We start from the raw sequence: 25,623 nt of genomic DNA on the forward strand, positions 1-25,623 counted from the left end.
TCAGCAGTTAGCAACAATAGCGGTACACAACTTTCATATGCTTCTATTACCGCAGGATAAAAATTTGCCCCCGCTGTACCCGAAGTGCAAACAACTGCTACAGGTTTCTGCGTCGCTTTTGCCCTTCCAAGTGCAAAAAATGCCGCAGAACGTTCATCAAGAATTGGAATTACTTCAATATCAGGCACCCTAGCAAAGGCAATAGCTAGAGGAGTTGAGCGAGAACCAGGGCAAATCACTGCACAAGTCAATCCTAACCTTCTCAAGGTTTCAACAAGCACAAAAGCCCACAGTTCATTTGTATTGCTAAAAAATGGCATTACAGCATTGGTCAAATCAATATTACCTAATATTTATTACAATCCAAAATGCTAATTTTAACGTTCTTACCGTTATTACGTATATGGACAACATTCATGTTACAGGTATTCGCGCTTATGGTTACACTGGCTATTTGCCAGAGGAGCAAGTACTGGGGCAATGGTTTGAAGTTGACGTTAAGTTGTGGCTAGATATCTCTAAGGCAGGAAAAACTGATGCCATTGAGGATACTCTCGATTACCGTAGCGTGATTAGTTTAGTGAAGCATCTGATACAAACATCAAAGTTCGCACTGATTGAAAAGCTAATCTCGACAATTGCTGACTCTATTCTAGCTGAATGTAGCTCTATTACCCAAGTACAGGTCATTCTTAGTAAACCTGCGGCGCCAATTCCCGACTTTGACGGCAAAATTAGCCTCGAAGTCACGCGAACCAAAGCCTAAACCACAGAAACCGGGTTTTTAAACTTACCCGGTTTTTTGATACATAAATATTGTGTTGTAAATACCATTTTTGTACTCACTAGTTGTTTAATATTTTATTGAACTCTTTTCTTTAACTTTTATAAACAAGGTTCTTTTTGATATGCAATACTGAAAATCAACCACAACAGCTTTTAATGCTACTATAATAGTTTTTATCCAACTAAGTAAAAACCGAATGACACATGTATTTTTAATTAATAACTCATAGGTATAATCATGATATCTTTTATACAACGCTACAAAAGAAGTTGTTGAAATAGCTTGATAATAGTTGCATAGTTCAAATTGAGCAAGGTAACTAAATTAACAGTTTGATCAAATTAAAGCTGCTTAATATAAGATTACACTTACATTTACGCCAATAGATGATGTAAGTAGTATTGTGATTAATTATGATAGAGTAAAAATCCTTTAGTAATGGTTCATCTTGTTAACGGCATCTGAACCGATTTTAGCAGGTGATTTTAGCATGAACTGCCCAAAAATCCTAGTTGTAGAGGACTCTAGAGTTCTCGCTATAGATATTAGGAATAGTTTACAAAAGTCAAGGTATGCGATTTCTGATATAACTGATTCAGTTCTAGAAGCGATTCAAAAAGTAGCTGAAACGCAACCTAATCTAGTGCTAATTGATCTTTGCTTAACTGAAAAAATTGATGCAATTCAAGCAGGTGATATTATCCGGAAAAATTTTCATATTCCTGTATTGTATTTAGTAGAGTATACAGCACAACCGAATTTATATCAAAATCGATTGCGCGAACCATCAAACTATCTATTTAAACCGTTTACAGAGAAAGATTTATATCACGCTATTGAAATGGCACTTTATCAACATCATATTCAAGACAAATTTGCTATAGAACAGCAGCAGATGCTGACAGTTATTAACAGTATGGGTAGCGCTGTAGTTATCACTGATATCAGTGGAGAAGTGCAAGTAATGAACCGAATTGCAGAAGCTCTAACTGGTTGGAAAGAGGAAGAAGTTATCGGCAAACACATCACACAAGTATTGAGTTTAGTAGATAATGATACAGGAGATGAATTAGACTACTTAGTCAGGCAAGCGATTAAACAAGGTAAAGTATTAGATTTACCAAACAACTGTGTGTTGATTAATAGAAGTGGTCAGTCTATTCCCGTTGGTGATAATGTTGCTCCAATTCGCGATACCGACGGTAAAATTACAGGCGCCGTTCTAGTGTTTCAAGACATATCACAGCGCAAGCAAGTGGAAGCGCGTTTGGTACGCAATGCCTTTTACGACGCACTAACTGAGTTACCAAATCGAGTTTTATTCTTAGACCGATTAAGACAATCTTTCGAGCGCGCGAAAAGAAAAAATAATTATCATTTTGCCGTCATGTTTCTAGATTTGGACGGATTTAAAGGAATAAACGACCACTATGGACACGCGGTAGGGGACGATTTACTCGTTGAAGTCGCACAACGCTTGGATTCGTGTTTACGAAGTGGTGATACAGTTGCTCGGTTTGGTGGTGATGAGTTTGCGATATTACTAGAAGATATTAAAGATGTCAGCGACGCAACGAATGTTGCCACACGCATTCAAGACTCTCTAAAGAAACCATTACATCTTAGGGGACACGAGCTTATTAGTACTGCTAGTATCGGAATTGCTCTAAGTTCAAAACATCATGAAGAACCAGGCAATCTAATGCACGACGCTGATGTTGCAATGTACCGTGCCAAGCACCAAGGCAAGGCAAAGTACACAATATTTACTTAGTTCATAAATACTATTGTTGTTATTATTTTCGCGTCGGCGCCAGTGTCATTAAAAAGTCAAACTGTTCACCAGCATTATCTTCTTTATTGATTCTACTTGTAGTCGCAGAAAGACTATGAACTGAGCCGGCAGCTTGTTTGAACACTTTGAAATACTCATTATTCTGGTACTCAATAGGAACAAAAGCATAAACCCACGATAGAAAAGACCCAGTATTTACGTAAAAATATCCTTCGTTAGGATAAGGAAGTGAAGTTGTAGCTCTAGAAAAATTATAATTTGAAGCAAGCGGCACCTTCGGTTGAGGAAGCAAGTCAGTAATTGCTCCATATCCACTCGTCATGATTAAAGTATCTTTATCTACCCAGCTATAAGCAAGTAGACTTCTAGACGAATCAGTAGGAGCATCCCAACTAGTTACAGTTTGACCTTTTATACTACTAGTTTTCGCTACGACTTCACCATTCGTATTTGTTTTAACTAATTGTCCCAACTTGTTGAGAGTACTTTCTGCAAGAGTACGATTACTGGTTTTAACGACTAAACCAACACCCAAATTAAAATTAGGACTAATTATCTGAAAAAATCCTCCTTTAGTTGGATAGAGAAAAAAGCCATATTCCCCATCCATCCAGCCAAGAATTTCTTGATCAAAATCTAAACCCGTAAAAGTCTTAACAAAACTTCGGAACTCTTTCAACCCTTTACTGTATTCGGGAATAGAAGCAGTTAATACATTTGTTAGAATCTGCCACTGCAAGCTAACATTACTACCAGTTAAAGCGGTATACGTGACACCAGGCATTCGAGAGACAATAGTTTGTTCTCCTTTACCTGACTTGAGTTTATCTTGATTTGGGTTTAAAAAAGTCTGGACTTGAAAGCGTAACCCTTCAGGTTGAGATGTGATTGAACTATAAATACCTTTGTATTGTTTAAAGTTTTCTGGTTTGAGAAATGTTAAGTTAGGTAAAGATTTATATTCACTTAACTTAGATAAATCTTTAATCAAATCATTAAACACAACAACGTACTCGTAAGGATTTTGGTACATTGAATACAAGGCTTTTGCAGTACGTTGGCGCCGAGAAAAGTCTTGAAATTCAGAGTTTTGCCCAATTTTATCTACATTTGCGCTCTTAGTATCGATTATTTGCTCAATTGGTTTAGCGCTTAAACCCAGAGCGACATGTCCATCCAAAGATGCTACCACTAACATACTTGGTTTTGATTTACTCGAAACAGGTAAGGGAGTAGTATTTATTTCGTAGATAGTCGCATCGTTATATTTTCTAACTTTGACTTTTTGCTTATCTTGTTGAATTACATCAATGAACGACTGTAATCGCGCGGAATCTTGAATAGAAGCTATGATTACAGAGTTAGACTCCATTGTTGCAGCAGTATTTCCAACTTTGGGTAAAATTCCAACAGCAACTTCTTCTCCTAACCAAGACTGTACATCTCGAACGTAATCAAAGTTTGTGTTTGCACCCTTTGGTAAAAACTTTGATATCCCCTGCTGTATCATGTGGAATAAATGAAAACGGTTTAAACTTGCCCATGTTTCCGAAGAAGTGTTGACGAAAGCAAGAAGTGGAGTGTTTGCAGGGAAAAATTCGGCAACTGGGCTAATTTCTGGACTTGAAGTTGTTGACTCAGTTAATGGTACTGGAGAATTTTGCTTTGTTTGGTTAGTAGTTGCTTGAATAAGCTTCTTTTCTAGAAACGCAATGCTATTTTTGAATCCTAATACTGCATTCGATACGTTGCGTGTCTGTATCGATTTAGCTTGCTCTACTCTAGCTGGTGAATGTTTTATGCTTTTCGCGTTTACAGACGGACTATACAACAGTGTACCGATAGCGGCGCCTGCTATGCTCATTTTTATTATCTTTTTCATCTGAATCAATTAGTTTTGTTAAATTGTGTATTTTATTACTAGCACAAAAAAATACAGACTAGTACAGTTATTATGCGTAGACATGTATCACATATGTTTTATGATAATCAAGGATAGCTATATAAGCTAGTGATGAATTTAACAGTAGTTATTATTTATTTACAAACTTTGTGGAAAACCTAGTATGTCATTAAATTTGGGAGTAGAAAAAACGAACCGCAAAGAACGCAAAGGACGCAAAGGAAGAATTAAGAAGAGAGAACACACCAAAAGTTTTGACATGAAACACTAGTTTCTTAGTCTGTGAGAAATTTACGTATGGATGTTTGTATATTTGGTTGCTGCATATAGACTTGTGCGGCTTCGAGTAAGTTGCTAATATTTTCTGGTGTTACATCATCAATGTCGTCACTGAGTCTCTTTCCAGTAAGTTCTTTATCAAGCTTAAATTGCAGTCGTAGTATACGCTGATGAGCTATTTGCTTAGTTATATACTCGTAGATTTCAGATGAACCGTCAAAAAGTATACCAATTAATGGCTGTGCCCATTGAATTAACCCCCAGTGTTGAGCTTTTTCAAAGGGTATTACGCGCGTGCGTTCTCCAGTTCCAATAGAGAGAACACGAATATCACTAATGGGATATCCTAATCTTAAAGCTTCGGCGACTGCACAGCTTGAGGGGTTATTTGCTGCGACTCCTCCATCGATTGCTGAGTACAATGATTTGATTGAATAAAATGAAGTTCTATCTGGTATTTTTTCCCATGCTGGATATACTGTGCAGGTGCGAGTTGAGCCGATGTATTTTTTAATAGTGCGCGTTTGTGAACTGCCTGTACCATTAATAATACTAATTTGCAGGTTGTTATAGATATTATCGACTGAGGCAGCGCCATCATCGAGTATAATTGCTTGATTATACCCATCTTGGGCGGTTCCATTTACTCGTCTATCAAGTTTATGTGCGGGAAAATAAGTTGGCGCCGATGCTGAACAAGCACAAACTTCCCATAATGGAACATCTCCATAACCTTTATCTTGCCGCCAACTCTTGAAAATAATAGGCGCCCGCTCGATAGTGTCAAAAGATATAATTAATAACAGTGGTACACCTATGTCAAAAAGTGTTGTACTTCCAAAAACACCTTGTAGTACCTGTATCAAACCAGCTTCCGAATACTTAGGAGCAGATATACCATGTTTAAAAATTAAGGGTAAACGTTTAAGAGTAAAACGTTTTCTATAAGGAAAAATAATCGAGCTTTGCTGTTTGTATAAATCAACTATTTCCTCACTGCGGCGCCCACTTGCTATCGCTGCTGCCAAAATAGAACCAGTTGAAGTTCCAGCAACTAGCTGAAAATACTCATTTAACGGTTTATTTATTTCTTTTTCAATAATAGATAACATTTTCGCCGCAACTATTCCGCGAATTCCACCCCCATCTAAACTCAATATATTAAATGGCATAACTTCGTTATTACTCGGCGTTTCACAGCTATGTTATATCATTTCCAAAAAAGAAACCCGGTTCCCAAGATACAAGTCACCGGGTTTTGAGCTATCGTTTCTAAACTAGCTACTGAAATTAACTGAGATTAAAACTTGTAACCTTTAGCTACCCAGTAGTACCAATCATCTAGTGCTTCCTGAGTGTCGCTATCCGCATCAAGTACCTTCAAATCGGTTAAACGCGCGATCTCAACATCTTCATCTTTGCCACCGACTTCAACTACTTCCACGAGCATGTCGCGCAAGCACTCTTCCTCGGTTGCCATCGCCAAGACCTCAACATCTTTTTCTGGAGCGGTTCCTTTACGTCCTTTCTTCGCCCATTTGGCATTGAATGGGAAATTTAGGCAATCGTCTAGGTAATAATACCACCCCATCGCGCGGTCTTCTTTGTCTTCGGCATCAGCGAGTATTTCGTTCTTGATGCGTTCTTCACGAGTTTCATCGGTTTCCACTTCGGACATTCAGGACACCCCTCCCCTATAGTTTGGACGCTTTGTTTTAGATTTTATAGTTGTGGACTAATAATCGTAAATCTTATCGATTTAAGTACTCAAGCTCAACCATTCTAAATAAATAGGGATAAATCACTTCGAGTCAATATTCATCTGAATTGATATTTGCTGGTTCATCGTCGTTTCCTTCTTTGTATTCGGCTGTGTCATTCCCCACTGTGAATTAGCATTTAAAGATACATTTGAACTAACTGGCATTAACTTATTCATACTGATTTGCGCTTGCCCTTGACCTTTACCGTTATATGATTTAACAGTCATCGTCATTCCCTGTGGTGATGTTGGCAGGTTCAATTTTTGTTTGCCAGGTATTTGCTGTTCAATTGTTATATTTAAAGTCGCAACACCATCTTTAATACTAACCAACTCATACGAAGCGGTTTGATTAACTGTCATGCCACTAACATTAACAACTTGACTGGTACGCCATTTGGCGCCAACACCAACAGCTTCTTGTGGAAAAGGTGCTGATAGCTGCTGTAAAGAATTTGAAAATTGGTCGATATACTGTTTGAGGTTACTGTCTGTACCTTGAGGAAAGCTTAAGTTTGCCTGCTTGGTTTGTCCACGACTATCAACTATTACCATACCTTTCATTCCAGTCAGCTTTTTGATTTCTCCACGCATCTGACTAATAGCTGCTGGTGGTAATGATGTATCACCTTGGACATCAACATCGGTATAACTAAATTCGTAATGGATATCGCCGTTGGGTTCAACCTTTTTAACTACAACATCAGTCTTCATAATTGTTGCAGGTATTTTGAAAGTAGGTAAAGGTTTGCCCTCTATAGACATTGCCATGTCCATATTCATTTTCATGTCCGCAACTTCTTTTGTACCCACAACTGGCTTGATACGAAGTTCTTGACGTGGTTCGGCACCAGCAGAAAGTAGTGAGACTTGTGGTTGAACAGTAGAAGTAATTTTTGTTGTACTAGGTTGCTGTTTATTAGCGGTAGGTTTAACAGTGGGAGTTTTAGCATTGACAGGTATGGCAAAAGGTTGTGTGCTTATACCAGCAATAAAAAATACGATGCCACTAATCACGATACTTTTTTTCATAATTAAGCTAATTTTTTATTAATGATTATCATGTTTATTTTGGTTCGTCGATACTAAGGTGAAGACAGTGGCTTGAATCCAGTGCTGCCAAGATTATTATATATTCTATAAATAACATACTTGAAAAATAAAAGTTCTTATAAATACATTAAATAAAGTATTTATACGCATGAAATTAATTATCAAAGTAATAATGAGGGTACTTAGGCATTTGAAGCAAATTGTTTGTGTCCGTTAGTATAGTGCCATTGGAGCGCGAAAATTAGAAAATCAATTTTTTATGACAGTTATCGTCTTCGGCAGCATAAATATCGACTTAGTAGCAACAGCACCGAGGTTGCCCGTTGCAGGCGAAACGCTGCTGGGGAGGGAATTTTTCAAAGCACATGGGGGTAAAGGCGCCAACCAAGCTGTTGCCATTGCCCGTTTGGGAGTGACTACATATATTGTCGGACGTGTTGGTGCCCATAGTTTTGGCGCCGAGCTAATAAACAGTTTACAAGCTGCGGGTGTACGAACTGACAACGTATCGATAGAGGCTTCGGCGAGTTCTGGCGTTGCCATTATCACCGTTGATGACGCAGGGGAAAATCAAATAATTGTTATTCCTGGCGCCAATGGACTTGTAGATAATGAAGATGTTGAACGATTATCAAATTTATTACCACGGGCAAAAGTATTATTATTACAATTTGAAGTTCCGATGAGCGCTGTAGTTGCTGCTGCCAAAGTCGCCCAGGATTTAGGAGTAAAAGTTATTCTTGACCCAGCCCCAGTACAATTAGATGTACCTGACGAAATATATTCTTTAGTAGACATAATTACACCCAACGAAATCGAAGCAAGGCAACTTGTTGGTTTTCCTGTAGATGGGGAAGAGTCAGCGGCAAAAGCTGCCCAGATATTATTACAGCGTGGTGTCAAATGTGCCATTATCAAACTTGGTGCTAAAGGAGCCTATTGTGCTACTAAAGAAGAAAGTTTTTTTATACCAGCATTTCCTGTACAAACAGTAGACACAACTGCTGCGGGTGACGCATTCAATGGTGGACTTGCAGTAGCTATAGCTACCGACTTATCTTTACGCGACTGTGTAACTTGGGGCACCGCAGCAGGTGCAATAGCTGCCACAAGACCAGGCGCCCAGCCATCGCTTCCTGATAGATACATGTTCGACACTTTTCTTACAGAGAGAGGAATAGAAGTTAGGAGGTAGGGTGCGTGACACCATAACAATTGTAAAATAAAACCAATGAACTAGTAGTGTCACGCACCTTACGAGGAGCGGAGTGATGAAAGAACTTGTATTATTAGACCACGATGGCGCCGTTGATGATTTTCTTGCTGTTATGCTGCTAATGACGATGGAACATGTTGAACCAATTGGTGTTATCGTCACTCCTGCGGACTGTTACATTCAACCTGCAGTTAGCGCAACTCGGAAAATCTTAGACTTAATGGGTTTTTCTCATATTCCTGTAGCTGAAAGTACTGTACGTGGTATCAATGCTTTTCCTTATCTCTACCGTCGTGACTCGTTTGTTATTGATAACCTTCCAATTCTTAACCAGCGCGATACATATGTAACACCCTTGGTTACGGAACCGGGTCAAGACTTTATGATACGCGCGTTACATTCAGCATCACAACCTGTAACGTTATTGATAACGGGACCTTTAACAAATCTCGCGTATGCACTAGATAAAGCACCATATATTGAAAGTAAAATTCGGCGCCTCATTTGGATGGGAGGTGCCTTAAATGTTGGTGGCAACGTTGAAAAAAATTGGGAATCTGGACAAGATGGTTCTGCTGAGTGGAACGCTTATTGGGATCCTGTTGCTGTAGCGCGCGTGTGGGAAAGTTCAATAGAAATTATTGTATGTGCCCTAGACATTACTAATAATGTTCCAGTAACACCTGAATTTGTACAAAAAATTGGCAAACAGCGCCAATATGATATATCTGATTTAGCAGGACAGTGTTATGCCTTAGTAATTTCTCAAGATTATTACGCCTGGGACGTGTTAGCAACGTCATATTTAGGTCATCCAGAAGCTTTTGAATTAAAACAACTGGAAACAGAAGTTATTGCAAAGGGTAAAAGTCAGGGCAGAACCAAAGTTGTCGAAAAAGGAAGAAAGATTCTAGCAATGGACAAAGTTGATAAAGATTGGTTTTACTCGTATATTTTGCAGCAGTGGAAAAGATAGTGTGGAACGGGCATCCCTGCCCGTTTCATAATTAATCATATGGAGTATTAGTCGTTCGTGTCATAAAATTTTGGGGCGTTGTAGCATATCTGTCCCAGATGTGCGTCCGGTCAGGCGAGATGCCGTGAGCCGACCAGAACTTTTGACACAGACCACTAGTCGCATAAGTTTATGCTTGAGTGGAAGTATCAGCAACAGATGTATTGTTATTGCTTGCCAAAAACTTAGTACTAACCCAATAAGTCAGGATATGCGAAAGCAAACCCATTGGTCCAGCAAACAAGCACAGCGCTAACGAGTGAAATGTCCAAACTCCAGTTCTTTGCCCTTCCAAATAAATATATCGACCTACAAATAAGTCCATTACTAAAAAATGAATCCATCCTGTAGCTGCTGCTGTCTCGTTCGCAAAAAATCTAGCAATATCCGCTAATTGTGGGTTTGATAGAGCTTGAGCATTTTCCGGTGTAATACTACTGACAAATAAATATACATACGTTAGCGCTAAGGGAATAAATGGAATGTAAGACTCCATTACCTTTTGAGTAATTTTCCATTTTGGCAATAGAATCATCAAAGCCCAAAATGGTAGTACAATTACATTAGCAACATTAAAGATTTGAGCGATAGTCATAGAAATATAATTAATGGTAGATTTGCAACGGATAGTTGTTTTTTTTGACAAGGCGCCTTTGGAGTAACAATGACTAATTATAACTTTGGTCTTGCTCGTTAAGTATTTATAGAGTTGTTAGTTTTGAGTTTTTAAAAAATTTAATCCTAATAATAAAGCTGCAACACTGCACGCTACACAAATTTCACCTCTTTCTATTTTACCTAATACTTCACCAATAGGAATTAGCAAAACTTCAATTTCTTCTGTAATATCTAAATTTTGCTCACTGACTTTGACTGCGTTTTGTGCTAAAAACAAATGTAGTTGATTTGTATCTTTACTTGAACTACTATAAAGTGTGCCAATTTTTTTAATGTCTTGCGACACATAACCTGTTTCCTCTTCTAACTCTCTCAACGCTGCTGATAAAGCATCTTCTTTGTCTGAGTTAAAACCTCCTGCGGGAATTTCAATAAAGAAATCTTGTATTGCGTGCCTATACTGTCTAACAAATATAACTTCTTGATTAGGAGTAATTGCTAACACAAAAGCAATATCGGGTTTAATATGTACGAAAAAATCATCTATAATCTTTCCATTTGGTAACTCAATCTCATCGCGTCTAACTTTACACCAACGATGATTAATAACCATCTCTGACTGTAAAAGCTTCCATTTTTGAAGTTCTGTCATAAAATAATATTAAATAAGTTTAAGTAAACTCTGTATAACATCTTCCTTTGCGTTCTTTGCGCCTTTGCGGTTTTTATAAAAGAATAAACCACAAAGAACACGAAGGTCACAAAGGAAAAAGACCACCATAAGATATATCATAAAATCTACCCTTTATGGTAGATTTATATCACTCGCGAAAGATGTAAGCACACAAATAACTTTTTACTGTTGTTAAAGGTTATTCCTTATCAAAATATAAACTATGCAAGAGTTTGATGTGGTGATTATCGGCGCCGGACACAACGGGTTAGTGTGCGCTGCGTATTTACTCAAAGCTGGCTATAGCGTACTTTTACTCGAAAAGCGCTCTGTACCAGGTGGCGCCGCAACAACCGAGGAATGTATACCAGAGGCGCCTGGGTTTAAATTTAACCTATGTGCCATAGACCACGAGTTTATTCATCTTGGACCAGTAGTTCAAGAGTTAGAACTCGAGAAATACGGTTTAGAGTATCTGGAGTGCGACCCAGTAGTATTTTGCCCACATCCAGACGGAAAATACTTTTTAGGTCACAAGTCAGTAGAAAAAACTTGTGCTGAAATCGCGCGTTATAATGAGCGCGATGCTAAGAAGTACGCAGACTTTACAAGTTACTGGCAGCACGCCATTGGTGCAATGATACCAATGTTCAACGCTCCTCCAAAGTCTGTCATAGATATATTTGGTAATTATGATATCGCCAAAATTAAAGATTTATTCTCGGTAGTAGGTTCCCCGAATAAAACTTTAGATTTTGTCCGTACCATGTTAACCAGTGCAGAAGATATTCTTAACGAATGGTTCGACGAAGAATTTCTCAAAGCACCATTATCACGACTTGCCGCAGAATTAGGGGCGCCACCTTCACAGAAAAACCTCGCCATTGGTGTAATGATGATGGCAATGCGTCATGAACCAGGTATGGCACGTCCGCGCGGTGGAACAGGTGCCTTGGTGCAAGCCTTAGTAAACCTAGTCACAAGCTTAGGCGGTAAAATTTTATGTGACCAACACATAGAGAAAGTGCTAGTTGATAACGGTAAAGCGGTTGGTGTTCGAGCAGTAGGTGGTAACGAATATCGTGCCAAATATGGTGTAATTTCTAATATCGATGCCAAACGAGTATTTCTACAACTGATGGATGCTAGCGATGTTGATGCTGCCGACGAAAATTTGCGAGAACGCTTAGAACGTCGTATCGTCAATAATAACGAGACAATTCTTAAAATTGACTTAGCCATAGATAAACCCTTACATTTCCCTAACCACGAACATCGAGACGAATATTTGGTAGGGTCAATATTAATTGCCGACTCGATGACACACGTTGAAAGGGCACATAGTTTGTGTACACTTGGAGAAATTCCTGATGCAGACCCATCAATGTATGTAGTCATGCCAAGCTTCCGCGACCCATCCTTGGCACCAGATGGAAAACACACAGTATGGATTGAATTTTTCGCACCATATCAAATAGCAGGCGCCGAAGGTACTGGTTTGCGAGGTACAGGTTGGACTGACGAATTAAAAAACAAAGTTGCCGACAAAGTAGTTGATAAACTCGCACAATACTCACCCAACCTAAAAAACTCCATCATCGCGCGTCGCGTAGAAAGTCCCGCAGAACTAGGAGAAAGATTAGGCGCCTACAAAGGTAACTACTACCATATCGACATGACCCTAGACCAAATGGTATTCTTCCGTCCATTACCAGAAATAGCAAACTACAAAACACCCATCGAAAACCTATTCCTAACAGGAGCAGGTACTCACCCAGGCGGCTCAATATCAGGAATGCCAGGAAGAAACTGCGCGCGGGTATTCCTCCAAACACACCGCCCCATAGCCCAAACACTCAAAGACGCAAGAGATGCCATAGCTTCCACCGTCTCCTCAGTCTTCAAAATAAATTAACCCCTTGTAGTGTAGGCATCTTGCCTGCACATACAATAAAAATATCAAACGTTAATCCAGATGTAGAGACGCGATTAATCGCGTCTCTACAAGGTAAAAATATAATAAATTAAAATGCCATACAGCGACTTTAAAACCCTTGATAAAGCAATTAATGACTTAAACCTAACTCTTGAGGAAAGCCATAACCTGTTTGCCAACATCAGCCCTATACAACCATCCCAAAAACTCAAAGACGCTTTAGAAGAAACTTTAGAACTTGCCACCAATATCAGTACAGAGAAAGCAAGGTCTGAACTAATATTAACTCCAGTGCTTTTAGAAATTAGAAGAATCTTCCAAGGTAAAATAGGTTATTTCTCAGGAAATTATTTTAATGTAGATGACAGCAGAGGACTGAATGGTTTATGTGATTTTATATTGAGCGCATCAGAAAACCAATTATTAATCACGGCGCCAGTTATTACATTAGTTGAAGCCAAAGACAACGACTTGAAACAGGGTTTAGGACAATGCGTTGCAGAAATGTTAGCTGCTCAAATATTTAACGAGCGTAAAGGGCAGATTCAAACAATATATGGCGCCGTATCAACTGGTACACTATGGAAATTTTTAAAACTTCAAGCACAAACCGTTACAATTGATAGAACCGAATATTTTATTACGCAAATAGACAAAATTATTGGAATATTAGCTGAACCATTTAAGACAATTATTTCTAGTAAAATATCAGTTTAATTAAATTTTATGGTAGAAATTTTCAAAGCTAGAGACGTTACACTTGCCCAACTAAGTGAATAATTTGAGTTAGAACGTAGCGACGATGAAAACTTCTTCCATGAATGGCAAGATAACCTACCAGAATTAAACCAACAAGAAAAACAAGCATTAGATGAAGTAAAGACTGAGTACTTATACTTATCGAAATATCCATTGCTAGAACCACTAGTTCAAATGGTCGTTTTGGCGCCTATATTAAAACTCTCTGGTTTCTACCGTCCTCCATTTTACTTAGCAGCAGAAAAAGAAATCGAAATAACATCAGAAGACGAAGCTACTATAGTTAGAGGCAAAATAGACGTTTTAGTTTTTCATCCTCAGTTTTGGGTACTTTGTGCCTTTGTGGTTAATTTCTCTGCTATCTCTGTGCCTCTGTGGTAAATAAAAATACATGACTGCACAGGCGAGACGCCCGTGCTACAGTTATCTGTGGTAAAAAGAATAAAACCTTAAAAAAAACGAAAAATAAGTTAAATACGTGATTTGTATAACTCGCGAAAGAGTAAACTTATCTACATGCTTCTTAACATCAGTGAATATACCTTATTATTTACTACTTAACGATGGAAGCATACGATGTTGTAATAATCGGTGCCGGACATAATGCATTAGTATGCGCCGCCTATCTCCTCAAGGCAGGGTACAGCGTCCTACTGCTTGAAGCACGCGCAATACCTGGAGGAGGCGCCACAACTGAAGAACTTTTACCTGAAGAGGCGCCTGGTTTTAAATTTAACCCTTGTGCGATTAATCACTTATTTATTTTCTTAGGACCTGTAATCGAAGAATTAGAACTAAACAAATATGGTTTAGAATACTTAACTTGTGACCCAGTAGTATTTTGCCCACATCCAGATGGTAAGTATTTTTTAGCACATCAGTCTGTGGAAAAAACATGTGCAGAAATTGCCCGTTTTAGTGAGTCTGATGCCAAGGGGTATGCTGAATATATTGAATTTTGGCAGCGGTTTATCAAAGCAGTTACACCGTTTTTCAATGCGGCGCCTAAGTCGATAGTAGATATTGCAGGTAACAACAAGCCCATAGTGAGATTACTTTAGGTAAAATACCTGATGAAAACCCGTCTATGTATGTAGTTATGCCTACAGGACTCGATGCTTCAATGGCGCCACCTGGTAAGCATACTTTATGGATTGAGTTTTTTGCACCGTACCAAATAGCTGGTGCTGAGGGTACAGGGTTAAAAGGTACTGGTTGGACGGATGAATTGAAGAATAAAGTCGCTGATAGAGTATTAAATAAACTGGCTGAATATTCGCCTAATCTCAAACACTCAATTATTGCCCGTCATGTCGAAAGTCCAGCAGAGTTAGCACAAAGGTTGGGAACTTACGGAGGAAATTATTACCATATTGATATGACACTTGAGCAAATGCTGTGTTTCCGTCCGTTACCAGAAATTGCTAATTATAAAACCCCTATTAACAATTTGTACTTGACAGGCGCCGGCACGCATCCGGGTGGCTCGATATCTGGACTACCTGGACGCAACTGCGCGCAAATGTTTTTACAAATAAATCAGCCTATTACTCAAACCTTGAAAAAAACAGCAAGTTCTATCAAGTCAACTATGGAAGCTGTGCTAAAAGGTAACTCATAGGTAGTTGTTGGCGCCCTTTTTTAGGTAACTTCTAACTTAGTGCATAATCTCAGGTCATACTAACTACTGATGAAAATATTTCTAAAACCTGATGAAATGTATACAGCGTAGCTAATTTGTAGGATTATGACGAAGCGGGTTTTAATTCTTGGTGGACGAGGAAGGATTGGTAGCAGCGTTGCTCAGGATATTGTCGCTTATACTGAAGCGGAGGTAACTATTACTGGTCGTAGTCCTGCCACTAAACCATTGGATGGGCGCCTGCAATTTTTAGAATTAGACTTAGCCGAGGATGATAAGCTACGCACAGCTATATCTAATTCAAATATTGTTGTTCACTGTGCTGGTCCATTTCACTATCGCGATGCGAAAGTGCTTCAATACTGTATCCAATATGGTGTAAATTATCTTGATGTTAGCGACCATCGCTCTTTTACTATTAAAGCTTTAAAGTACCACGAAGATGCTGCTTCTGCTGGTGTTACAGCAATCGTGAATACTGGAATATTTCCTGGTATATCCAACAGTATGGTACGCCATGATGTTGAACAATTTGATACAGCGGAAACAATTCATTTAAGCTATTTAGTTGCTGGTTCAGGTGGCGCTGGTGTAACTGTGATGCGAACCACTTTTCTAGGTTTACAAAATCCTTTCGATACCTGGATTCACGGACGTTGGCAAGTTGTAAAACCTTATACTCAGCGTGAAACTGTTGAGTTTCCAAAACCATACGGACGCAGTGGTGTGTACTGGTTCGATATGCCAGAAACTTTTACTCTACCTAAAGCTTTTCCTACAGTTAAAAATGTAATCACTAAGTTTGGCTCTGTTCCCGACTTTTACAACCATTTGACTTGGATCGCTGCTAACGTTTTCCCCAAGTCTTGGATACAAAGTAAGTTTGGCGTTGAATTTTTATCGAATGTTAGCCACAAGATGACTGATGTAACTGACCACTTTAGCGGTATTGGCGTTGCTGTACGTTCCGAAGTTAGCGGTATCAAAGACGGGAAAACTGCTACTTATTGCTCTACTTTAATCCATAACAACACCGCAATCGCATCAGGCGCCGGAACTGGAAGCATTGTTCAGTTACTGCTTGATGGCTTTAGTAAATCTGGTGTCTATCCAGTGGAAGAAGCTTTACCAACAAATCTATTTGAACAGATGATGCACAGTCGAAATATCAAGATTGATTATAAATGGCTGTAGCATAGGCCGTACTTATAAGTTGGTGCGTGACGCTACTAGTACTTGCGCTTCGTTTTGTGAATGTAGTAGCGTCACGCACCCTACTCATTTCCTTTACAAAAGTATACGTTTAATGTAAATTTACTTAACAAAGAACTTAAAAAAAGCTAAAGTTGGTCTTTCGGTAACGAATTTCGCGCTATAAAAGTATTTGATGATAAAAAACTTTTTTGCTTGCTGTACGTCGAAAACCTGTTTGTAAATAATTGTGTAAGTCCTGAGTATAAATGCTCTTTTATGGCAAACAGCTTTTTGTGGGAGTAGATTATTCAAACGCAGCAATCCAACAAATAACTTTAGCTGATTTCATTCAGTAATAGTAACTCTTGCTACTTGTACTACTGAGAAAAGAATTAAGCCAAATTAAATGTATTTGTTAATAGCTTCTTTATTTACGTTATTTATAATATGCAGGGTAAATGCTGTACTGAATCGACACTTGTAACAAACGGCACTTATAATTGTGAATCAACTTCACGTAGGTCTGAAGTGCTGATTTTAGTTATTGATAATGATGCAGATAATTTGGAACTGACATCAAAGCTTCTTAGTTATTATGGCTTTCAAGTAATGACAGCGACAAATAGTCAAGCAGCTTTAGAAATTTTTAAAGAATACCAACCAGCAATGGTTTTAGTAGAACTGATGCTACCTGATGTGGATGGTATTGATTTTGCTAGGTGTGTGAGAGCTTGGACCCACCAAGTTCCTATCATTGCTTTGACAAGTTTGCCGAGTCATCTTTTTTACGAACAGACTTTAAGAGCTGGTTTTAATGCTTATATTGAGAAACCGTTCGAGTTTGAAACTTTAGAGCATGTACTTACTCGTTGTTTGAATTTACCATCTTTTCCTTCTTAATTTTGGGAATAGATTCTGGGTCACGAATCGATGGAATATCGCTCAAAACGGCGATAATACCGGAGACATCATGTTTTAAATCCGTCTTTATTAAGATTGTGACTATCTCTGTTCCAATTATCTCTTCGAGTAATGGTTGTAACAAAAACTTCATTTGATTATCAAGTTGCAAACGCAGTTCAAAAGCTAAATCAGGGCTTTTACCTTGTAATAATAAACGTTCAGATGGACTTATAACTTTCTCAAGTACTATTGCCAGTTTCTCGTCAAAGAACTGACATGTTATTCTTTCGGGACGGCGCCCAACTTTTTCAAAGTAAAAAGCCTGTAGCTTCTGCGATAGAGTTCGTTCAAGTTGTCCGCGCGTTATTTCTGATGCAGCCATATTAGCCATATTATTTAACTTGAAATCGACAGTATCTACCCATAATGTTATTTGAAGCTACTCAAATTCATCTATCGTAGCGGGCATTTCTTTTTTAGGTTTCTTAGCAGCAACATTACGCTCGTACCAGTTCATGAGTGGTGTTGAACTGATGCCATGTACAATTACAGAAATCACGATTACAGTATAAGTTATCCAAGCAATTTGTTCGCCAAGTTCATCCTTTAGACCGTTGCCAAAAGCATAAGCAAGATAATACAGCGAACCAACACCACGAATTCCAAACCATCCTAACAACAACCGCGTGCGTCCATCCATTTTACGATTCCTGGAATCATTTGAGCGTATACCAATTGTGCTAACCCAAGTACCTAAAGGTCTTATAACCAAAAATAGTAATACGGTAACTATCAATGATTGGAGCGCATAGTTAATCATTGGTTGTACTAATAGTATAGTACCTAGTACCAGTATAGTACCAATCTCCAGCAACTTTTCGATACGCTCAACAAACTCTAATTGTGCTAAGGGTTTTTCAGGATTTCTGTAACTGCGTTGAACAACTAACCCTGCAACAAAGACAGCTAAAAAACCATATCCGTTCACAATTTCTGTTAAAGAATAAGTCAGTAAAATTATCCCTAATGCGACAAAATCTTCCATTAAACTATCAGCAGGATGCGCGCGCTGTATCTTGTGGTCAACCCAAACGACAGCAGACGCAACAACAATACCCATCACGATACCCGCAAATATTGCCCAAATTAAATCGACGGCAACCCAGTTTTTTAACCAATTGTTCCAATCATTATCTTTAAGTGCATGAATCGCAAAATAAACGAAAGGAAAAGCTAGAGCGTCATTCAAACCACCTTCAGATGTCAGACCGAAACGTAATTCATCTTTATCTTCAACATCTGTCAACTGTACTTCCGATGCTAGTACTGGGTCTGTCGGCGCCAAAATTCCACCCAATAATATAGCTCCTGCCCACTCCATTCCCAAAATATACTTACCAACTAAAGCAATTGCAAAAATTGAAATTGGCATTAGCAAGGCAATCAACCTAATTGTAATATTCCATGTTCGCATTCCCAGCGGACGAACTATTTTTAAACCGCAGCTAAAAACAGAAATAATTACCACCAACTCAGTAATTTTTTCTAAAAGTTCAGCGTTAAATGTTCCAGACTTACGTAAGTTAATCAGCCCAAAGGCATATGGACCAAGAACAATACCAACCACAAGATAGATGAGAGCAAATGAAAGTGGTAATCTCTCAATCCATCCTGACCCTAATGTTACTGATAATAGCAGCAGACCAATTACCAATAAGTCAAGAATATAAATATCAATCATAAGGTAAAGCGGAAAGGGGCAGAGGTCGTTAATCAGCTAGTCTAATCGCTACGGTATCAGAATTTTTACACCCATTGGATAGATTTATTTGACTCAACTCGCGTCAAGTTCAATAGGTTAACTTGCGTTGCCAATATTACATTCACCTATACATTCACCTATGTAATAGATGAGACAAATGTAACCGATAAGGATAAGGCAATGAAGTAATGAGGTTTTTAACCCCTTATCCATATAGCTACCTAGATATGCTAATTTGAAATAATTGGACATACAAAGCTAGTTCGTAGCTACTTTCAAAAGCCTACTTTGTTGTCTGTTCAATAAAATATTGCCGCGACCTCTATCTAACCTTATGTTTTAAGCTTATGTTTTAAGCATTCAGGATACCGAGGCGCCTGTCGTTATCTCTGGTAATGACATAGATAAATACTAATGGTAATAATAATTGCCATGAATTTCTATCTATATCGACCAATAACATAGATAGTCTACTCAAGCTTTTTGACTTGTAATGTGTTTAAACATATTACAGGTTGAGTCATGCAAGTCAATCGGTGCATTCAAGGAGCAGCATATGAGTCGTTTGTTGTACGAAAGTTCAGTCTCGTATAAAGGTTATCTGATTATTCCCTTCCTATTTAACCAAATAGAAGGTAATAATATATACTCGTACAAGCTTTTAGCAGAAATTGGATATCGAAGTCTTTACCATAAAGCTGATAACCCAGCTAAGGTGTACGGAACGAGTGTTAACAATATAGTTGATATCGCTTCTTTACATCTTGATAAAAACTCTGACTTTACCAGTAGAGAGGATGTATTTAAGCATCGTTACACCTACCGTCAAAATTTAATAATTATCTTTCACGAAGCTGATAAATATTTTTACGACCATTACACCCCAGAAACTTTAAACAATATTGCGGCACCCAAAGTGTTTAAATCAGAAATTGACTGCATTAGCTGGATAAAGCAGGGTATTGATGGTTTACATCTACGAAGACAAGTTAGATGACCCGAACCGATTTTAAATTAAGTTTAACTTGTATTGTGGTTTACTAACTTTCATCACAATCTGATATAACGTGGGCGTTACCGAATCTTAGCGGTAGTGCCCACTGTCTTTTTTTATGCCCAATTTATACGTAGTCAGTGTGGCAGTTGATTAACTGATACAGGTTTTTACTAAATTATTACGAAGAAAGTGCTTGAAGATAAGGGCTGAAGTCCTTACTAAGAAAACTCTTCATCACGCTTCGTAGGCGCCTTATTTAATATAACCTGAGTTCCAGTCGTGCAATGTGATACATGGGTCTGGCGACCGATATAAATTTTGGCTACAATGAACCATGTATTTCTTTTAACGCGCGTTCACCAGAACGTTAATTTTTGTGAAAAAATTCACATACACAGCTTTGACATCAAGTTGATAAACTTGATTGTTATATAGTAGTATACAAATATTTATTTTTTATCTGAACGAGGAATTATTAGCTGTGCGAAATGATTTAAAAGGTTTAGAGATAAGTCAAAAAGAATTGCAGCAGTTGACAAATTTGCCAGTAAACGAAGAACTTATACTTGTTATTAATCAAGTGAAGAAACTTGCAAATACATTTATCGAAAGAGCTAGAGGTCCAGAAGCTGCTACTGCCTATTTTATTGGAATATCCTCAATTGTCTTTTGTTATTTAATTTTAAGCGTACTAGGATCGATTCTGATGCCTGGATTGCCTATACCGTCCGCGATATTGGTTACTTTGTTATTAGCAATTGGTGGTGTATCGACTCAATACATTTTATATTTTATCTGGAAAAAAAGAACTAAAATAGTACGGGCAAATATTACGCCTTCTTTAAGGATATTATTGAGTGATGTTGAAAGATACAATAATGTGATTAAGGCAATATATATTAATGACCAAATCGAAGCAGCAGGCAACAATGATGTTAGTATCAAAGAAAGAAACAAAGTACTCGATGCTTTATCGTTAACGCGCGCAGATTTAGTCCGAGCAGTGAAGACAGAAAGAATATTGCGCGAGAACAAGAATTTTATCATTGGTAATAGTGATTTGTTTGCCAATAATCTACCAACTTTAAGCGCACTGCAAGTCAGCGAGCAAGCTACCGAACACGGACGGTTATTAAACGAAGCATTACAAATTGCTTTGGATGTGCAGTTGGAAATGGACCGTTTACAAAGCCAAAGCTAGAAACACTCTTTACTTCGATAGTTTACCATGACTTCTCTTCAATAGTACATAATGGGAATTGGATGGGCATGGTTATTTACCGATGACTTGGAAAGAAATATCTGGTAATTGGGTTTTAATTCCCCAAACACAGAAACCCTGTGGTATCATACATTTTCTCGGTGGTGCGTTCGTCGCGACTGCACCACACCTTACATATCGTCTACTGTTAGAAGCATTGGCAGAAAAAGGTTACATCATCGTCGCAACTCCTTTTGTCAATACTTTTGACCACGACACAATCGCGAAGCAAGTACTACTCAATTTTGAACGCGCGCTCCTTCGTTTGGAAGAACGTGGAATCTTGGGCAAAGGCTATCTGCCAATATACGGTATTGGACACAGCATGGGTTGTAAGCTTCACTTACTTATAGGCAGTCGCTTCTCTGAAATTGAGCGTGCTGGAAATATTCTAATTTCCTTCAATAATTATGCCGCGCGTGATGCCGTTCCTTTAATTGAACAGTTTAATACAGCGTTTACCAATTCACCCCTTGCAGTTGAATTTGTTCCTTCACCTGCACAAACGAATGATTTGGTTCGTGAGTACTACGCAGTGCGTCGCAACCTGTTAATCAAGTTCACAAACGATACAATTGACCAATCATCCGGATTGAGCGAGATTTTAAGAGAACGCTTTAACGAGATGGTAATAATGCAAATAATATCAGGAAATCACCTGACTCCTCTAGGTCAAGACGTAAAATGGCAAGCAGGACGTGACTTCAATCCATTCGACGCTTTCGGACAATGGTTTAAACAAGAAGTTTACCGTGACTTAAATCAACTTAAACGTACTGTTCTGTTATGGTTGAATCCCTTGTCACCACCATAATAAGCTATCAATTGGTAGTTGGTAGTACACAGTATTAAATCGCGGCTATCTCTTATGTATCAAATTTTGGTAATCGATGATGACCCAGCAGTGCTAACACTATTAAAACGGATGTTAGTAAGGCAAGGTTATGAGGTAGTAGCAGCTAGTAATGGCGAACAAGGTATTGCAATTGCTAATGCTAATCATCCTGCATTGATTATTTGTGATTGGATGATGCCGGGATTAAGCGGTATAGATGTTTGCCACCATATCAAAGCTTCCCCCGCATTATCAACTACATTTTTTATTTTATTAACATCCCTAGACTCGGTTGCCGACCGCGTTAAAGGACTTGACGCTGGCGCCGACGATTTTATCTCAAAACCTATCGAGCAAAACGAACTTCAAGCCAGAGTCAGAGCTGGTTTGCGGTTACACCAACTTAGTCGTGACTTGCGCGCGCAAAAGCAAAAGCTTGAAGATGAACTTACAGAAGCTGCTGAGTACGTTTGTTCGCTATTGCCATCACCGATGCAAGAACCATTAAATATCAATTACCAATTTATCCCCTCGCGTCAACTAGGGGGTGATTGTTTTGATTATTACTGGCTTGACCCTGATTATCTAGCATTATACTTGCTTGATGCTGCAGGACACGGACTCAAAGCGACTTTACCTTCAATATCAGTGTTAAATTTATTACGTTCGCGTGCGCTACAAAACTTGAACTACTATCAACCGAGTGAAGTACTCAAAGCTTTGAACGAAACGTTTCAAATGAATTATCGGAATGATAAATATTTCACTATTTGGTATGGTGTGTATAACCGTAAACGGCGCCAGTTAATGTATTCAAGCGCTGGTCATCCACCAGGAGTATTAATATCCGGTAACAACCATTACACCGAAGTCAAGTTGCTAAGAACTTCTGGAATGCCAGTGGGTATGTTTCCGGATGCGAAATACGTAGATGCTTTTTGTGATATTGAAAAATCTAGTAAGCTTTACCTATTCAGTGATGGTGCATATGAAATTACCAAAACGGATGGTAAATTGTGGGGTATGGACGCTTTCATTAAAATGCTAGTTGATTTACATCATCCACTAGAAACTCGTCTCAACGAGATAGTTATACATTTAGCGAGTTTAAACGCTAAAGATGCATTTGATGATGATTTGTCCATACTACAAGTACGATTTGACTAATCAGGTTAATGACATCAGCGATTTTTCAAACTCATCCTGATTCGCAAAAATCTCAAACACTTTATCCATGCCTGTTAACTCAAACAGTATACGAATTTGTTCGTTAATCGAGCATAGTACAAGCTTGCTATCGGATGCTCTCAACGTCTTAAACGCTAGCACTAAGGCGCCAAGACCAGAACTATCCATGAATGTGACGTTTTTAAGGTCAACTAGAACAATTTTAGTCCCGTCTTCAACTATGAGAGCGATTTCTTGGCGAAATGCTTGTGACTTAGTGGCATCTAAACTTCCACTTGGCTGAAAAATTTTTACTTTTTTGGTCAGCATGTCTCGTGAAATTATTTGTAAAAAATTATCTTGTGACAAAAAATGGCTTGATTTTATCATACTTCATTTTAAAAATTGTTGCCAACCTTAAATTTATATTATTTATATGCAAATTTCACGCTCTACTTAATTAAGATAGGATTATGCTTTATAAGCAGAAATACTGATGCTTCAAACAAATAATCGTACCAGTAAGAATACATGATAATTGTGAGGCTATAACTCAGCCTAACCAAACACTAGCATATAGCTTAGAAAATAATAATCCCATCTATCAATCAGGTCTTTGACGTTAGATGCACCACTGATAACCCGGAGCTTTCAACACCTTGATGTTTAACTATTTTATCCGTATTTGATTTAAAGCTAGATTTCTACTGAGTAATTGTATATACAAAGATTCCATAGAAATACTGCTTTTTTATCGAAAACGTGATTGATAATGGGATTGGCACCTCACAATGCAAAAAAACTGTGAATGCTTAGGTATATATGAGGTTTTCACCTCTTATAGCCAGTATTCCCAAATTTTTCGTAAAGCTAACATTTTTAAGCTTTAAATTTTGATATTTGTCTATCTAAACAGGACTCACCTTCGCTCTATACAGCAATTTTTCACCTTGACGGTATCCAACATACCGCACTCTCACTCTTTGACCAGGTAGTGCTGTTCCATCAAGTAGCTGATGTAACTGAGGGTCGTAGGGAACTTCTTCTGCAACAGCCGCAATTGTCTCAATTCCCCATTCTTTTTGCAACCGCTCTAATGGTTTTTGCACTAAAGGTAAAATATTTGCTGCAGGTAACTGTGGATTTTCCTGACACGCGCGCGCTGCTGTCGGCAATTGAACGAACAAAGATTCGAGTAATTGTATGCTTTCCTGCTGAAATTCCTGCTTTAATGTCTCTTGCTGCTGTTCCAACTGTTGTTGTAAAAATATATACTCACGTTCTAATTTTGTAATTCTTTTTAATAATTCATTTTCATTATTCGTGTCAGAAACAGGGTTTGTGCTTTGATACCCAACTTCCTCATCAGAAAACCCCGTAACCAACTTATCTACAGAGATTTTTAAAGCTTGTGACAGTTTCAAGAGAACCGATACTCGTATTTCGCCAACTTCACCCCGTCGCAAACGCAAAATTTGGCGTTCCGAAACACCAGCACTACGACCTAGCGCTTTCAAAGAAGGAATACCAGCTTGTTTGATTAAATTTTGCAACTGCAAAGTAAAGTCAGACATTTTTGTAGGGTGCGTGACGCTATAACAATCTTACAGCGAAGCCAATAACCTAGTAGCGTCACGCACCTTGCTAAAAGACCTACTAGTAGCACTGCGCTTCGTTTTAAAATTTTAGTAGCCTTCACGCACCCTACAGTAATAATTAAGCTATGTGCATTTTCAACACACTGCGTGGCGCCTTACGAACTCTTGCAAGAATGGTATCTTTACCCAAACGCTGACAGGCTTCGTAACGATGACATCCTGAAAAACCATAATACTGTCCATCGACTTCTAATACGTCTATTGGCTCTTGCTGCCCGATTTCAGCTATTGACTCCATCAAAGATTTTACTTTCTCTTGGTCGTTTAACCGGGGCAAGGGTCGGTGAATTTGATTCAAAGGTATCTCTTGGACTCTTACCATGATATTTTTACCAACTAACTATGTTTTTTGCTTTCTCATACTCCTTTAAATAAATCATACTCATTATGACTTCACTTTGCAACTAA

The 25,623-nt window shown here is 38.4% G+C and carries 26 protein-coding genes and 1 pseudogene; 14 read left to right on the forward strand and 13 right to left on the reverse strand.

Annotated elements, in window-relative coordinates:
- A partial coding sequence (locus AC2JBO_RS02540; RefSeq protein ID WP_496952131.1) for a thiamine pyrophosphate-binding protein occupies positions 1 to 320 on the reverse strand: 320 nt, incomplete at its 3' end.
- An 83-nt stretch (positions 321 to 403) separates the two neighbouring features.
- Between AC2JBO_RS02540 and folB the strand changes: the two genes are divergently transcribed.
- Together folB and AC2JBO_RS02550 are read left to right on the forward strand one after the other, a co-directional pair.
- Complete coding sequence (gene folB / locus AC2JBO_RS02545; protein ID WP_496952049.1) at positions 404 to 766, forward strand: dihydroneopterin aldolase; 363 nt, start codon at positions 404 to 406, stop codon at positions 764 to 766.
- Positions 767 to 1,277: 511 nt separating this feature from the next.
- The gene (locus AC2JBO_RS02550; RefSeq protein ID WP_496952132.1) at positions 1,278 to 2,561 is read left to right on the forward strand and encodes a diguanylate cyclase domain-containing protein; all 1,284 of its coding nucleotides are present in this window, start codon (positions 1,278 to 1,280) and stop codon (positions 2,559 to 2,561) included.
- 22 nt (positions 2,562 to 2,583) lie between these two features.
- Here AC2JBO_RS02550 and AC2JBO_RS02555 read toward each other — a convergent pair whose 3' ends face one another.
- The 4 genes from AC2JBO_RS02555 to AC2JBO_RS02570 all read right to left on the reverse strand — a co-directional run bounded on the left by AC2JBO_RS02555 (position 2,584) and on the right by AC2JBO_RS02570 (position 7,558).
- On the reverse strand, positions 2,584 to 4,464 hold the full coding sequence (locus tag AC2JBO_RS02555; RefSeq protein ID WP_496952050.1) for a DUF3352 domain-containing protein: 1,881 nt from the start codon (positions 4,462 to 4,464) through the stop codon (positions 2,584 to 2,586).
- Positions 4,465 to 4,760: 296 nt separating this feature from the next.
- The gene (locus tag AC2JBO_RS02560) at positions 4,761 to 5,936 is read right to left on the reverse strand and encodes a patatin-like phospholipase family protein (protein WP_496952051.1); all 1,176 of its coding nucleotides are present in this window, start codon (positions 5,934 to 5,936) and stop codon (positions 4,761 to 4,763) included.
- A 128-nt stretch (positions 5,937 to 6,064) separates the two neighbouring features.
- The gene (locus tag AC2JBO_RS02565) at positions 6,065 to 6,442 is read right to left on the reverse strand and encodes a calcium-binding protein (protein ID WP_496952052.1); all 378 of its coding nucleotides are present in this window, start codon (positions 6,440 to 6,442) and stop codon (positions 6,065 to 6,067) included.
- A 123-nt stretch (positions 6,443 to 6,565) separates the two neighbouring features.
- Positions 6,566 to 7,558, reverse strand: coding sequence for a DUF6263 family protein (locus tag AC2JBO_RS02570; RefSeq protein WP_496952053.1), 993 nt, complete (start codon positions 7,556 to 7,558; stop codon positions 6,566 to 6,568).
- Positions 7,559 to 7,838: 280 nt separating this feature from the next.
- On the opposite strand from AC2JBO_RS02570, the gene rbsK reads away from it, so the two are divergent.
- A complete protein-coding gene (rbsK, locus tag AC2JBO_RS02575; protein WP_496952054.1) occupies positions 7,839 to 8,774 on the forward strand; it encodes a ribokinase in 936 nt (311 codons plus the stop codon).
- A gap of 73 nt (positions 8,775 to 8,847) precedes the next feature.
- Complete coding sequence (locus AC2JBO_RS02580; RefSeq protein WP_496952055.1) at positions 8,848 to 9,771, forward strand: nucleoside hydrolase; 924 nt, start codon at positions 8,848 to 8,850, stop codon at positions 9,769 to 9,771.
- A gap of 169 nt (positions 9,772 to 9,940) precedes the next feature.
- On the opposite strand, the gene AC2JBO_RS02585 is transcribed toward AC2JBO_RS02580, so the two are convergent.
- Together AC2JBO_RS02585 and AC2JBO_RS02590 are read right to left on the reverse strand one after the other, a co-directional pair.
- On the reverse strand, positions 9,941 to 10,405 hold the full coding sequence (locus tag AC2JBO_RS02585; RefSeq protein WP_496952056.1) for an ABA4-like family protein: 465 nt from the start codon (positions 10,403 to 10,405) through the stop codon (positions 9,941 to 9,943).
- A 117-nt stretch (positions 10,406 to 10,522) separates the two neighbouring features.
- Entirely contained in the window at positions 10,523 to 11,080 is a 558-nt protein-coding gene (locus AC2JBO_RS02590) for an NUDIX hydrolase (RefSeq protein ID WP_496952057.1), read from the reverse strand.
- Between the two features lie 244 nt (positions 11,081 to 11,324).
- On the opposite strand from AC2JBO_RS02590, the gene crtO reads away from it, so the two are divergent.
- On the forward strand, positions 11,325 to 13,016 hold the full coding sequence (gene crtO, locus AC2JBO_RS02595) for a beta-carotene ketolase CrtO (protein WP_496952058.1): 1,692 nt from the start codon (positions 11,325 to 11,327) through the stop codon (positions 13,014 to 13,016).
- 114 nt (positions 13,017 to 13,130) lie between these two features.
- A complete protein-coding gene (locus tag AC2JBO_RS02600) occupies positions 13,131 to 13,754 on the forward strand; it encodes a hypothetical protein (protein ID WP_496952059.1) in 624 nt (207 codons plus the stop codon).
- 37 nt (positions 13,755 to 13,791) lie between these two features.
- Here AC2JBO_RS02600 and AC2JBO_RS02605 read toward each other — a convergent pair whose 3' ends face one another.
- Complete coding sequence (locus tag AC2JBO_RS02605; RefSeq protein WP_496952060.1) at positions 13,792 to 13,950, reverse strand: hypothetical protein; 159 nt, start codon at positions 13,948 to 13,950, stop codon at positions 13,792 to 13,794.
- On the opposite strand from AC2JBO_RS02605, the gene AC2JBO_RS02610 reads away from it, so the two are divergent.
- From AC2JBO_RS02610 to AC2JBO_RS02625, 4 genes and pseudogenes are all read left to right on the forward strand, one after another.
- A complete protein-coding gene (locus AC2JBO_RS02610) occupies positions 13,950 to 14,177 on the forward strand; it encodes a hypothetical protein (protein WP_496952061.1) in 228 nt (75 codons plus the stop codon). The two genes, AC2JBO_RS02605 and AC2JBO_RS02610, sit on opposite strands and share 1 nt — an antisense overlap.
- A 182-nt stretch (positions 14,178 to 14,359) precedes the next feature.
- Positions 14,360 to 15,417: pseudogene (locus AC2JBO_RS02615) on the forward strand (phytoene desaturase family protein).
- Between the two features lie 126 nt (positions 15,418 to 15,543).
- Entirely contained in the window at positions 15,544 to 16,632 is a 1,089-nt protein-coding gene (locus AC2JBO_RS02620; RefSeq protein WP_496952062.1) for a saccharopine dehydrogenase family protein, read from the forward strand.
- Positions 16,633 to 17,160: 528 nt separating this feature from the next.
- Positions 17,161 to 17,532 carry a response regulator gene (locus tag AC2JBO_RS02625; RefSeq protein ID WP_496952063.1) on the forward strand — a complete coding sequence of 124 codons (372 nt, stop codon included), beginning with the start codon at positions 17,161 to 17,163 and terminating at the stop codon, positions 17,530 to 17,532.
- Here AC2JBO_RS02625 and AC2JBO_RS02630 read toward each other — a convergent pair.
- Both AC2JBO_RS02630 and AC2JBO_RS02635 read right to left on the reverse strand, forming a co-directional pair.
- On the reverse strand, positions 17,495 to 17,926 hold the full coding sequence (locus AC2JBO_RS02630; RefSeq protein WP_496952064.1) for a Na-translocating system protein MpsC family protein: 432 nt from the start codon (positions 17,924 to 17,926) through the stop codon (positions 17,495 to 17,497). The genes AC2JBO_RS02625 and AC2JBO_RS02630 overlap by 38 nt on opposite strands.
- A 48-nt stretch (positions 17,927 to 17,974) precedes the next feature.
- Positions 17,975 to 19,276, reverse strand: a complete 1,302-nt coding sequence (locus tag AC2JBO_RS02635; RefSeq protein ID WP_496952065.1) for a cation:proton antiporter — start codon at positions 19,274 to 19,276, stop codon at positions 17,975 to 17,977.
- Between the two features lie 577 nt (positions 19,277 to 19,853).
- Between AC2JBO_RS02635 and AC2JBO_RS02640 the strand changes: the two genes are divergently transcribed.
- The 4 genes from AC2JBO_RS02640 to AC2JBO_RS02655 all read left to right on the forward strand — a co-directional run bounded on the left by AC2JBO_RS02640 (position 19,854) and on the right by AC2JBO_RS02655 (position 23,557).
- Entirely contained in the window at positions 19,854 to 20,294 is a 441-nt protein-coding gene (locus AC2JBO_RS02640) for a hypothetical protein (protein WP_496952066.1), read from the forward strand.
- A 481-nt stretch (positions 20,295 to 20,775) separates the two neighbouring features.
- On the forward strand, positions 20,776 to 21,495 hold the full coding sequence (locus tag AC2JBO_RS02645) for a hypothetical protein (protein ID WP_496952067.1): 720 nt from the start codon (positions 20,776 to 20,778) through the stop codon (positions 21,493 to 21,495).
- An 82-nt stretch (positions 21,496 to 21,577) separates the two neighbouring features.
- Entirely contained in the window at positions 21,578 to 22,369 is a 792-nt protein-coding gene (locus tag AC2JBO_RS02650; protein ID WP_496952068.1) for a DUF1350 family protein, read from the forward strand.
- A gap of 54 nt (positions 22,370 to 22,423) precedes the next feature.
- Positions 22,424 to 23,557 (forward strand): PP2C family protein-serine/threonine phosphatase, encoded by a 1,134-nt coding sequence (locus tag AC2JBO_RS02655; RefSeq protein WP_496952069.1) that lies wholly within the window; start codon positions 22,424 to 22,426, stop codon positions 23,555 to 23,557.
- On the opposite strand, the gene AC2JBO_RS02660 is transcribed toward AC2JBO_RS02655, so the two are convergent.
- The 3 genes from AC2JBO_RS02660 to AC2JBO_RS02670 all read right to left on the reverse strand — a co-directional run bounded on the left by AC2JBO_RS02660 (position 23,558) and on the right by AC2JBO_RS02670 (position 25,537).
- Positions 23,558 to 23,887 (reverse strand): STAS domain-containing protein, encoded by a 330-nt coding sequence (locus AC2JBO_RS02660; protein ID WP_496952070.1) that lies wholly within the window; start codon positions 23,885 to 23,887, stop codon positions 23,558 to 23,560.
- A 578-nt stretch (positions 23,888 to 24,465) separates the two neighbouring features.
- The gene (locus AC2JBO_RS02665) at positions 24,466 to 25,131 is read right to left on the reverse strand and encodes a helix-turn-helix domain-containing protein (protein WP_496952071.1); all 666 of its coding nucleotides are present in this window, start codon (positions 25,129 to 25,131) and stop codon (positions 24,466 to 24,468) included.
- 142 nt (positions 25,132 to 25,273) lie between these two features.
- On the reverse strand, positions 25,274 to 25,537 hold the full coding sequence (locus tag AC2JBO_RS02670) for a ParB N-terminal domain-containing protein (protein ID WP_496952072.1): 264 nt from the start codon (positions 25,535 to 25,537) through the stop codon (positions 25,274 to 25,276).
- Between the last annotated feature and the right edge of the window lie 86 nt (positions 25,538 to 25,623).

It is taken from the genome of Calothrix sp. CBUCES-K 9914 (assembly GCF_059640475.1).

Excerpts from the sequence above, each read along its gene's own strand:
- AC2JBO_RS02565 (WP_496952052.1), bottom strand. The coding sequence starts at position 6,442 with ATGTCCGAAGTGGAAACCGATGAAACTCGTGAAGAACGCATCAAGAAC.
- AC2JBO_RS02655 (WP_496952069.1), top strand. The coding sequence starts at position 22,424 with ATGTATCAAATTTTGGTAATCGATGATGACCCAGCAGTGCTAACACTA.
- AC2JBO_RS02635 (WP_496952065.1), bottom strand. The coding sequence starts at position 19,276 with ATGATTGATATTTATATTCTTGACTTATTGGTAATTGGTCTGCTGCTA.
- AC2JBO_RS02640 (WP_496952066.1), top strand. The coding sequence starts at position 19,854 with ATGAGTCGTTTGTTGTACGAAAGTTCAGTCTCGTATAAAGGTTATCTG.
- rbsK (WP_496952054.1), top strand. The coding sequence starts at position 7,839 with ATGACAGTTATCGTCTTCGGCAGCATAAATATCGACTTAGTAGCAACA.
- AC2JBO_RS02650 (WP_496952068.1), top strand. The coding sequence starts at position 21,578 with ATGACTTGGAAAGAAATATCTGGTAATTGGGTTTTAATTCCCCAAACA.
- AC2JBO_RS02670 (WP_496952072.1), bottom strand. The coding sequence starts at position 25,537 with ATGGTAAGAGTCCAAGAGATACCTTTGAATCAAATTCACCGACCCTTG.
- AC2JBO_RS02585 (WP_496952056.1), bottom strand. The coding sequence starts at position 10,405 with ATGACTATCGCTCAAATCTTTAATGTTGCTAATGTAATTGTACTACCA.
- AC2JBO_RS02600 (WP_496952059.1), top strand. The coding sequence starts at position 13,131 with ATGCCATACAGCGACTTTAAAACCCTTGATAAAGCAATTAATGACTTA.
- AC2JBO_RS02605 (WP_496952060.1), bottom strand. The coding sequence starts at position 13,950 with ATGGATATTTCGATAAGTATAAGTACTCAGTCTTTACTTCATCTAATG.
- AC2JBO_RS02660 (WP_496952070.1), bottom strand. The coding sequence starts at position 23,887 with ATGCTGACCAAAAAAGTAAAAATTTTTCAGCCAAGTGGAAGTTTAGAT.
- AC2JBO_RS02590 (WP_496952057.1), bottom strand. The coding sequence starts at position 11,080 with ATGACAGAACTTCAAAAATGGAAGCTTTTACAGTCAGAGATGGTTATT.
- AC2JBO_RS02665 (WP_496952071.1), bottom strand. The coding sequence starts at position 25,131 with ATGTCTGACTTTACTTTGCAGTTGCAAAATTTAATCAAACAAGCTGGT.
- AC2JBO_RS02560 (WP_496952051.1), bottom strand. The coding sequence starts at position 5,936 with ATGCCATTTAATATATTGAGTTTAGATGGGGGTGGAATTCGCGGAATA.
- crtO (WP_496952058.1), top strand. The coding sequence starts at position 11,325 with ATGCAAGAGTTTGATGTGGTGATTATCGGCGCCGGACACAACGGGTTA.
- AC2JBO_RS02570 (WP_496952053.1), bottom strand. The coding sequence starts at position 7,558 with ATGAAAAAAAGTATCGTGATTAGTGGCATCGTATTTTTTATTGCTGGT.
- AC2JBO_RS02550 (WP_496952132.1), top strand. The coding sequence starts at position 1,278 with ATGAACTGCCCAAAAATCCTAGTTGTAGAGGACTCTAGAGTTCTCGCT.
- folB (WP_496952049.1), top strand. The coding sequence starts at position 404 with ATGGACAACATTCATGTTACAGGTATTCGCGCTTATGGTTACACTGGC.
- AC2JBO_RS02555 (WP_496952050.1), bottom strand. The coding sequence starts at position 4,464 with ATGAAAAAGATAATAAAAATGAGCATAGCAGGCGCCGCTATCGGTACA.
- AC2JBO_RS02630 (WP_496952064.1), bottom strand. The coding sequence starts at position 17,926 with ATGGCTAATATGGCTGCATCAGAAATAACGCGCGGACAACTTGAACGA.
- AC2JBO_RS02620 (WP_496952062.1), top strand. The coding sequence starts at position 15,544 with ATGACGAAGCGGGTTTTAATTCTTGGTGGACGAGGAAGGATTGGTAGC.